Origin of the sequence: Xanthomonas sp. LF06-19, assembly GCF_034105425.1 — a bacterium.
GTDB classification, from domain to species: domain Bacteria; phylum Pseudomonadota; class Gammaproteobacteria; order Xanthomonadales; family Xanthomonadaceae; genus Xanthomonas_A; species Xanthomonas_A sontii.
The window spans coordinates 708,150-716,394 of the sequence record NZ_JAXGGH010000002.1; the positions used below are offsets into that span (position 1 = coordinate 708,150).

At 63.8% G+C, this 8,245-nt stretch carries 14 protein-coding genes; 13 read left to right on the forward strand and 1 reads right to left on the reverse strand.

Going from position 1 to position 8,245, the window contains the following annotated elements:
- Positions 1 to 97 precede the first annotated feature (97 nt).
- The 7 genes from SLW55_RS07020 to SLW55_RS07050 all read left to right on the forward strand — a co-directional run bounded on the left by SLW55_RS07020 (position 98) and on the right by SLW55_RS07050 (position 4,203).
- Positions 98 to 394, forward strand: a complete 297-nt coding sequence (locus tag SLW55_RS07020; RefSeq protein WP_267082439.1) for a hypothetical protein — start codon at positions 98 to 100, stop codon at positions 392 to 394.
- A gap of 433 nt (positions 395 to 827) precedes the next feature.
- On the forward strand, positions 828 to 1,289 hold the full coding sequence (locus tag SLW55_RS07025; protein WP_320744877.1) for a hypothetical protein: 462 nt from the start codon (positions 828 to 830) through the stop codon (positions 1,287 to 1,289).
- Positions 1,290 to 1,416: 127 nt separating this feature from the next.
- On the forward strand, positions 1,417 to 1,812 hold the full coding sequence (locus SLW55_RS07030; protein WP_320744878.1) for a hypothetical protein: 396 nt from the start codon (positions 1,417 to 1,419) through the stop codon (positions 1,810 to 1,812).
- A 132-nt stretch (positions 1,813 to 1,944) separates the two neighbouring features.
- Complete coding sequence (locus SLW55_RS07035) at positions 1,945 to 2,433, forward strand: hypothetical protein (RefSeq protein WP_267084895.1); 489 nt, start codon at positions 1,945 to 1,947, stop codon at positions 2,431 to 2,433.
- Between the two features lie 317 nt (positions 2,434 to 2,750).
- A complete protein-coding gene (locus SLW55_RS07040; RefSeq protein WP_267084896.1) occupies positions 2,751 to 3,317 on the forward strand; it encodes a hypothetical protein in 567 nt (188 codons plus the stop codon).
- Positions 3,318 to 3,410: 93 nt separating this feature from the next.
- On the forward strand, positions 3,411 to 3,674 hold the full coding sequence (locus SLW55_RS07045) for a hypothetical protein (RefSeq protein ID WP_152237732.1): 264 nt from the start codon (positions 3,411 to 3,413) through the stop codon (positions 3,672 to 3,674).
- Between the two features lie 70 nt (positions 3,675 to 3,744).
- Positions 3,745 to 4,203, forward strand: coding sequence for a T6SS immunity protein Tdi1 domain-containing protein (locus SLW55_RS07050; protein WP_226978660.1), 459 nt, complete (start codon positions 3,745 to 3,747; stop codon positions 4,201 to 4,203).
- A gap of 106 nt (positions 4,204 to 4,309) precedes the next feature.
- Here SLW55_RS07050 and SLW55_RS07055 read toward each other — a convergent pair whose 3' ends face one another.
- Positions 4,310 to 4,987, reverse strand: coding sequence for a hypothetical protein (locus SLW55_RS07055; RefSeq protein WP_267098951.1), 678 nt, complete (start codon positions 4,985 to 4,987; stop codon positions 4,310 to 4,312).
- A gap of 248 nt (positions 4,988 to 5,235) precedes the next feature.
- Between SLW55_RS07055 and SLW55_RS07060 the strand changes: the two genes are divergently transcribed.
- The 6 genes from SLW55_RS07060 to SLW55_RS07085 all read left to right on the forward strand — a co-directional run bounded on the left by SLW55_RS07060 (position 5,236) and on the right by SLW55_RS07085 (position 8,190).
- The gene (locus SLW55_RS07060; protein WP_267098952.1) at positions 5,236 to 5,670 is read left to right on the forward strand and encodes an immunity 26/phosphotriesterase HocA family protein; all 435 of its coding nucleotides are present in this window, start codon (positions 5,236 to 5,238) and stop codon (positions 5,668 to 5,670) included.
- Between the two features lie 113 nt (positions 5,671 to 5,783).
- Positions 5,784 to 6,065: a hypothetical protein gene (locus SLW55_RS07065; RefSeq protein WP_267084900.1), complete on the forward strand. Its 282-nt coding sequence runs from the start codon at positions 5,784 to 5,786 to the stop codon at positions 6,063 to 6,065.
- Between the two features lie 59 nt (positions 6,066 to 6,124).
- On the forward strand, positions 6,125 to 6,583 hold the full coding sequence (locus tag SLW55_RS07070) for a hypothetical protein (protein WP_267098953.1): 459 nt from the start codon (positions 6,125 to 6,127) through the stop codon (positions 6,581 to 6,583).
- A 142-nt stretch (positions 6,584 to 6,725) separates the two neighbouring features.
- Positions 6,726 to 6,986, forward strand: a complete 261-nt coding sequence (locus SLW55_RS07075) for a hypothetical protein (protein WP_017911386.1) — start codon at positions 6,726 to 6,728, stop codon at positions 6,984 to 6,986.
- Between the two features lie 267 nt (positions 6,987 to 7,253).
- Positions 7,254 to 7,646: a hypothetical protein gene (locus tag SLW55_RS07080; RefSeq protein ID WP_017914678.1), complete on the forward strand. Its 393-nt coding sequence runs from the start codon at positions 7,254 to 7,256 to the stop codon at positions 7,644 to 7,646.
- Between the two features lie 97 nt (positions 7,647 to 7,743).
- Positions 7,744 to 8,190 (forward strand): hypothetical protein, encoded by a 447-nt coding sequence (locus SLW55_RS07085; RefSeq protein ID WP_152237738.1) that lies wholly within the window; start codon positions 7,744 to 7,746, stop codon positions 8,188 to 8,190.
- Positions 8,191 to 8,245 lie beyond the last annotated feature (55 nt).

The following is an 8,245-nucleotide window of genomic DNA, read 5'->3' on the forward strand; positions in this document are numbered from 1 at the left end:
GCGCGGTATTGTGCGCAGTGCGCCGACAGGTCTACTCTGATCCAGCTGTCTGGTCGATCACATTAGGGGGTGTGATATGAAGTGTGGACTGCTGTCGTTGATCCTGCTGGCGGGCCTTGCGGCATGCCACTCCGCGCCGTCGCCGCGGCCCGCCGTCGCACATGGGGATGGCGCATCGCCGGACCGTCCCGTCGATCTGTCTGCGGCGCATAGCGAAGGCGCGGGCATCGCCGCGCAACGCACATGGCTCGATCAGCACTACCCCGGCGCGCGCATCAAATCGCAGTCGCTATTGTTCGAGCCGTCGGCCATGGACCTCATCACGATCGTGCTGCCCTCCGGCGAGGAGCGCGAGGTCTACTTCGACATTTCGTCCTACTTTGGGAAGTGGTGAGCGGTGCGATGCATGGCATGCAGGCACTTGTGATCGGATTCCTGGCGCTGGTTGCGTGTGCCGGAGCGGCCTTCGTCGTGGTGGTCGTCTTCCCATCCAGCCTGACGTTGTGGTCACGTCGACCACGACCTTCCTATGCCTGCTTTGCGTCGACTGGTTCCTGCGGGATGGATTGGGACCGGACGCGGTCACATCGCAGGGAATGGAGGCGGCCTCGCGTGTCGCCTCCAGTGCGTGGTTTCCGGCCTTGTGTTGGGTTCTTCTCAACGGTTCGGCCCATCTGGTCTATCGATCGAGACGCAGGAAGCGTGGAGAACGCACCGCACTGGCCGACATGCGCTCCGGGTGAAGCGTGGCGACTAGCTCGCCTTACATCGGTGCCGAGTCGCGAAGCCGATCGCTTCGCGACTCGGTTCAATTAGTGGGATGACACATGCAAATAATCCGCATTGCCGCACTAAAGAGTTTGACGCTCTTCGCCGCCGTGCTGGTGGCAGTTCCGGCACAGTCGATGTCGCTTGATTGGCGAACGGTCTACTTCAAACAAGGACATCCGCTTGTAGGGGAGAACCTTGAGGACTCCATGGATAACGCGAGTGGATCTCAACTCGAGAATCTACAGGTGAATGTCTCGATCATGAAGGAGTATCCGAACGTCGCCTATGACTTGATGGGGAGGGCGAACGCAACTGAGTGCAGCCCTACCTCGTGCATGATGTTGTCGGCACGTCGCGCCGAACTGGTCTATGACTATCTGTTGGAGCAGGGCATTCCCGCTTGCCAGATCAAGACCATCGTCGCCGCCGGCACCAGGAGTCCGATTGCGCGACCGCAGGATGATGCGCCCCCTGACAGGGCAGTGCACCTGTTGGTGACGCTCGGCAAGACTTGCTGATGCAATGAGACATCTCTGACGGGATCAACTGGACCATTGACGCATCTAGTTCGCCCGTCTTGAATCATGGTCGGCGAGGCGAGGCTAACTCCTACTCCATCGCGGACCGATCTAGGCACCCCACAGCATGCATCGACGTATCCAGGCCCTGGGAGCCGCGACCATCGTGGCGTGTGTCGCCGGATTCATGCTCGTCGGCTATTCGCCGATGCCGTGTGCCTGCGAGACGCCATGGCAGCTGGTGTATGCCGCGTCCGGTTTGCCGTTCGACCGTCCCTATCGGACCTATGACGCGGAGCAGCTGCAACGTGGCCTTGACCGCCATCTTGCAGGATCGACTGTCGCAGGTTCGAGCGACTACTTCTTCGACGCCTGCCAGGAAACGGCACCCCGGCGGCGGCGATGCGTCATCGCCACCGAAGAATCGCTGCTCCGAAAGTCTGGCTACGTAATCGAGATGGACACGGACGCGGAGGGAAGGCTCGAACGCACCCATGTGACGACTTACTCGGCATGGCGCTAGCCGTTCCTACGCGACGAAAGAAATCGCATGCAGAGATGATTCGTGTCATCTCGGAATTTATCGTGTCCGATGACTTGAGAACCGCTACGACAAGGTTATGCAACAATGCGCCCAAGCCGCTGGAGAGAAAGTATGAAAAAGCATCTCGCCGTGTTGCTGCTGATCGTGGGCCTTGTCTGTAATGCGCCCACGCTCGCCCAATCCTCCAAGTCGCCCTTGCTCGGAAAATGGGTGCTCGATGTCGCAAGCATGCCGGCGCCGCCCGCGCAGCGGCCGAAAAGCGCCTCTCTCACCTACAGCGATGTGGGCAAGGGCAAGTGGCAGACGAATGCCGATATCGTCGGCGGCGATGGGCATGACATCCACGCCGTCGCCATCTATCCGCTCGACGGAACCGCAGCCCCACGCAAAGGCTACCCGACGGTCGACACCACGGCCGTATGGCTGCCGGCGCCGAACGTGATGGTCGCCGCGTTCTACTTGAAGGGAATGCCACGCACGACGCGTACCTACACCGTCGCCCCTGACGGCAAGACGATGACCGAAACCATGGTCTGGTTGAACATCAACGGCGAACCCGCGATCACGATGAACCGCTTCAACCGCGCGGAGCAGCAATGACGTGTTGGTGGCGTTTGCCGTAGCGCTGCGCTGGCGGTTGCGGCACAAGGCCGAGCAATAATTTAGGCCACGTACGGCCACGACGACCACCTCCAGGAAATGCGCAACTAGGACGAGACCGACGCGGATCCGTCGCACTCAAGTGGGGCGAAGGCCGGGGCTGGCGCCTCTACTGTGCCAAGAACCCGTTGGCGGCCTGCGAGCACTCGGTGGTCACTGAAAAGCCGGTCGTGGTGAATGTCGACTAGGACGGGAGGCGTCGGGCAGTTCCACAATCTGACAGTCCTCCGCACGAGCTCGCATCAAGGCTAGACAACATGTCAAACAGTCATCTCTCGACCCGTCATCTCGACGCGCTGAAGGAACAGCTACGGGAACTGAAGGAAGCACAACCGCCACATCCTTGGCGCGAAGTAGCGACTATTGCTGTCGCCGGTTTGCACTCCATCGGATTCGATATGGAATCCGAATATCTGCTTGTTGTTTCAAGCGCCGGCCGGGGAGTCATCGACTGTCATGCCGGGCAGAAGGTGGCACGAGACTATGAGGAGAACTACGAGGGGGAGGAATTCCTGGAGGCCAATGGCATTGGCCCACTTCAAGGAAAGAAAATTCGTACATCTGGCTTGCCGGGTGGAGGCCTACCCCTTGGTACATCCGATGGTTGGCATATTGAACTGGTAACCCTCGACTGGCCCATCAGGGAGATTATTCTCGTAGAGCCTTTTTCATCTCTCTACGGCGCCCGGTACGGAAAGCCGGCGATTTTTCATAAGATCTATGCGACGTACGAGTTGAGAGCTATTGGATTTTCGTACACGGGCAAGACGCTTGTCATTGCCACGTCAAGCGATATCGTGATCTTCTCAAGAGGTGGAAGCTGACATCCCCATTGCCTAGAAAATGAGGATATCGGCACGGATAGCCTCGATCCACCAAACTCGCTGTTGGCATCGATCCATAAATATCTGCCCCCCATGACCACATTCCAATTCCAACCCCGCTGGAAGGAAGAACTCGTCTGCACAGGCCCGGGCGGCGAATTCGTTCTGGATTTCCCGATGGGCGTGCCGACGGTCTACGTGCCCACCGAGCATGCCTGGGCGCAGAGTGCACCTGCATGGGCGCGCGATCTGTGGCCGGTGTTCAAGGCCGAGTTGGAGGCCTGGTGCCAGGCGCGCGACGTGCAGTTCTTCCTGGATGGATCGGCCAAGTGCTACGGAACCACTGCCAAGGCCTAGGTGAACACGCTGACAGCAGGCGGATGCGCGTGGCTTGGTGTCCTGGCGCGCCATCGCAGCAAGGTCTCCAATGAGTCAGAGTGCAGAGCGCGCTGAAGCGACGAACGTCCCGCTGTATCACCTGATCACGCCGGAATCGCACGAGGTGCTCGGCCCGTGGGCGGATGCGTTTCCGGCGTATACCGTGGTGGTCGGCTATTCGAGTCTCGGTCACTTCTTTCTGCATGATCCGGCCAGCCAGGATTACGCGGTGCTGCATCCGTTCAAGGCTGCCGGCAAGTCGTATGGCGCGCATGCCTCCACCGCGGCGTTCGAGGCGGCCATCCTGCGCGATCCGGGCTTCGAGGAGTATGTGTTGCGCGGCGAACACGTGCGGGCGATCGCGGCGCGTCTTGGCCCGTTGAAGCTCGGGCAGATCTATATCCCGCAACCGTATCCGACGCTGGGCGGAACGGAAGCGCCCGAGACGTACGACAAGGGCGATGTATGGGTCTTTGCGGACCTGGTCGCGCAAAGCGTGGGGTTGTGACGCAAACTGGAATGAAGCCGCGGGAGGCGATCTTCTAGCGAGAACCCAGGCGGCATTGGATCGCCGCCTGGATCAAACGCAACGCCAGCACCGCAGAGGCCGCGCCTCAGTGCTTCGCCGTCTTGCGCCGGTACACGCCATTGAAGCTGACGTTGGCGCCGCCGCACTCCAGGTTGTCCGAGGCCACCAGCAGATCGCCGACCAGCTGCAGGCGGACCTTGCAGTCGTCCTGGGTGAGTTCAAGCCGATTGCCTTCGGGAAAGCCGCGCGCGGTGACGGCGCCAAGGTGCGGCCCACCAGGCGCTTGATCTGGGCTCGGGTTGGCGCTGGGCCAGTAGGCATCGCCGTTGGCGGTGATGGTGCCGTCGCCGTTGGCGATCAGTTGCAGTTCGTTGTCGCCGTCGTGCCACTGGCCGACCCAGGCCTGCGGCTTCGGTGCGGCCGTCGCCGGCAGCGGCTGCACGCTCGACGCCGCCACCCAGCCGGCGCTGCCGCCGACCTTGTTGGGGTAGAACGCGCAGACGAAGCCGCCCTGGCGCTGCGCCAGGATCACGGTGTCGTCCTTGACCACATAGGCGCGCTGCCGGCACGCGGCCTCGCCCTTGGCCGGGCAACCGTCGTCGTCGTTGAGCAGGTACAGGCGCGGCACTGCGACCTTGGCGAGCGAGAACCCGGCCGTACTCATGGGGAAGCCGCCGTTGCGGCACATCGCCGTGTCCTCGTCCGGCGCCGCGTAGGCCAGTGCGGGAACCGCCAAAAAGGCGAGCAGCCAGGTCTTGTGCATCACAGTCGCTCCAGAGGTGGGGCAATAGTGTGGTGCATGCCGGGTGAACCGGTGGCGAGCGAATCAGTAGGTTAGGACATCATGCTGCCCGCTGGACACCGTCGCTGTGGTGCGTGGCGTGGCCTCCGTAACCCATGCGCGCCGGCCAGCCGCAGCGACGCCGAGGAACACCTCGACCAGTAAGGTGGCTGCCATCAGGCACGCCGTGGGGATACCTTGCCGCGGTCCAGATTTCAGAGGGTGGTGGAATGGCAGTGAAGTACCAGGCGGGCGATGTCTTCGCGATCCCGTCGGATGCTGGAACGTACGCGCTCTGCCAAGTGCTGTGGGCGCCGCAGGGCGACTATCGCAAGGTGGTCGGCTTCTGTGTGCTGGAACAGCAGGCATCGGAACCGACGCTTGGCGCGTCGCCGACACGGCCGCTGCCGGTGCGCGATGGCGACAAGGACATCCGATTGCTGTTCACCGGCACCCAGAAACTCAGGAGCGGCGAATGGCAGATCGTCGGCCACGCGCTGCTGCCCCAAGACGCCAGGGAGTTGCTGACCTTCCATATCGCCGGCGCCCTGCACGAAGGCGACAGCTTCGTGCGGATGCTGTCGGTGGACGAGTACGCGCGCTATCCGTCGATGTCGGTGCTCGGATTCGAACTGGTGCAACGGCTGCTGAGCGAGAGCCGCTGATCGGGGGCGTGGGCCGTTGACGGCCAGTGGCCGCTCGGCGAGCATCGCATGCAGCCTCGGCGCAGGGGCGTGACCAACGCCGCACATCACTTCTGTCTGGATCAGGTGACACCATGCCCGCAAGCCTGTTGACCGAGGTCGTCCTGCGCCCGCTGGTCGAGATCGTCCTCTACGGTCTGTGCTATGTCGTCGGCATGCTCGTGGTACCGACGTTCTCGTTCGGTTACTACAGTGTCGAACCGTGGAGCAGCAAACGGCGCAGCAAATCCGGCAAGCGCAGCGCGTACCTGGCCCCACGCGTGGTCTCGGCCGACGCGGCGGCCTTCTGGGGAGGGTTTGCCCTGGTGGGCTTTGGGCTGTTGGGCTATGCGCTGTGGCAGGCAGCGGGGACTTAACCCCGAAGCGGCCACACAGCGCTACGCTTGCTGTCGACTGCAACGGATTGCACCTACTCATGCCTCACTCGGCCACCTGCTTCACCACGCGTTACACGCTGTCGACCTTGCGCGATCAGATCGACGAGCGCCCCGAACTGGTGATGGCGTTGGAGTGCATGATCGAGGTGGAAGAGGAGCACTTCCCGGACCCACCAACCCTCGCGGCGCTGTCGCATCTGGCGCAGTGCTCGGCATGCCAGGCCTGGAGCGCCGCCTGGATGGACGCGCAGTTCCCGGAGCGGGTGGCGTGGCGCGAGCGAATCGCACGCTACTGCTGCAGCAGCATGTTCGCGGCGGTGACCAAGCCGGACAGGATCGTGCGGATCGGCTTCGAGTTGTTCCGTGGCGAGGATCCGACTTGGTACCTCAATGATGCGATCTGTGTGCAGTTCTGTCCGTGGTGCGGGCAGCGCCTGCCCGATCGTCCGTTCGAGCCGGATCTGGAGCCGGAGCCGGAGCCGGAGCAAACACCGTGAGGCTGTGCCGCCGCTGCGTCGCCACGACGGCGGCAGGGCTGCCGCGACGGTCGATCGCCCTGTGGCTGCTCAACCGGCTTGCGGATCCGTCGCACGACCACGCTGCTTGCCGCGTGGCGATGTCGGCGCTTGGCGGTGTGCGATGAAGCAGCGCCTGCTCGCCCTCGCGATCGCGCTGCTGTCCGCCGGTTGGGTGCTGCCGCTGTGGTGCGGTGTCGAGGCGTGGCTGACGTTCTGGCAACGCGGGGGCACAGCGTCGTTGCAAGGTGGTCCTCCCGGCGACTCGTTTCCGTACCTGGCCTTCGCCTCGGCCTGCAGCAAGGTCGCCAGCGTCTGGCTTGCCGTCGCAATCGGCATCTGGGCGTATCTGGGCGCGCGTGCCTGTCTACGACAGATGCGATGAGTTGTCATGCGCCCGTGCTGCAATGGGTCCGGCCGGTCGCTGCACCACGGTGTCGGTCCCCGGTGGCAGGGCGCTGCGAGAGATGCCCATGTGCCGCAGACGGCGATGCCGGCCGCCACCGGGTTGCATGACGTGCCGCACCGTTGTCCACCTGGGCGGCCGTGCATGCGTTACCTTCCTGGACCGCCCATCCGCGTCTGCTCGCCATGACGCAGCCGCGCCGAAGCGCGCGTCCGCCCCCCGATCGTTCGAGAGTCAAGCTGCCGCATGCATCCTGTCATCCATTTCCGCTCCCGCCTGCTCGAGGTGAGCGCCGAGCCGGAGAATCCGATCAATCCGATCCGCGGCAGCTCGCTGCTGGACTGGCTGCGCGTGCGTGTGGGCGACGCCATGGTCCTGTCCGAGCCGGACCCGGAGGACTGGGGCTGGGCCTCCGAAGCGGAATGCCAGGGGCGCACCTACCTGGTCGGCGCCTACGCCGAGGAAGAGGTCGATGGCAACCATACCTGGATGCTGCAGATCGAGAAGGAGCGCTCGTTCTGGGAGCGGCTGCTCGGCCGCCATGCGATGCGCGACGACGATCCGTGCTTTGCGCGGCTGCATGCGCTGATCGCGGCGGAACCGCGGTTCACCGACGTGGTGGTGGAACGCGAATCCTGACCGCCGGTAGGGCTGCGCGACGCGATGGCGCGGACTGCAGCACACGTGCCATCGCGCTTGGGTATGCTCGGCGGTCCCTCTCCATCCGCGTGCCACCATGCCGATCCGTACCCTGTCGCTGTTCCCGTTGCTGCTGATCGGCACCTCGCCCGAGCTGATGGCGGCGCCCAGGCATTGCCTGCCGTATGGCCCGACTCAGGTCACCCTGTCCGGTATTCTGGCGCCGTCGCCCACCGACGCCGCCCCGCCTACTGTCCCGCACACGCATGCGCATCCGGACGCCGCTGCCGGTGCGGCAGCGACCCAGGAAGAGGTACTGATCCTGCCGCAGCCGCTGTGCGTGGCGGCGTCGGCGGATGGGCGCCAGCCGCGCTACGAGCAGGTGCGCCAGCTGCGGCTGGCGGTCACCGCGGACCAGGCCGCACACCTGCGCGAAGAAGGTGTCGGCCAGGTGGTGAGGGTGACCGGAACCCTGGCGCATGCGCCGATCGGGCCGGATGCACCGCCGCTGCGCTTGAGCGTGCTCGGGGTGGACAGCGACTGAAGGATGCCCTGGTGACGCGCTTTCGCTGCGATTTAGCGGCATGTGTCGTGGCCTT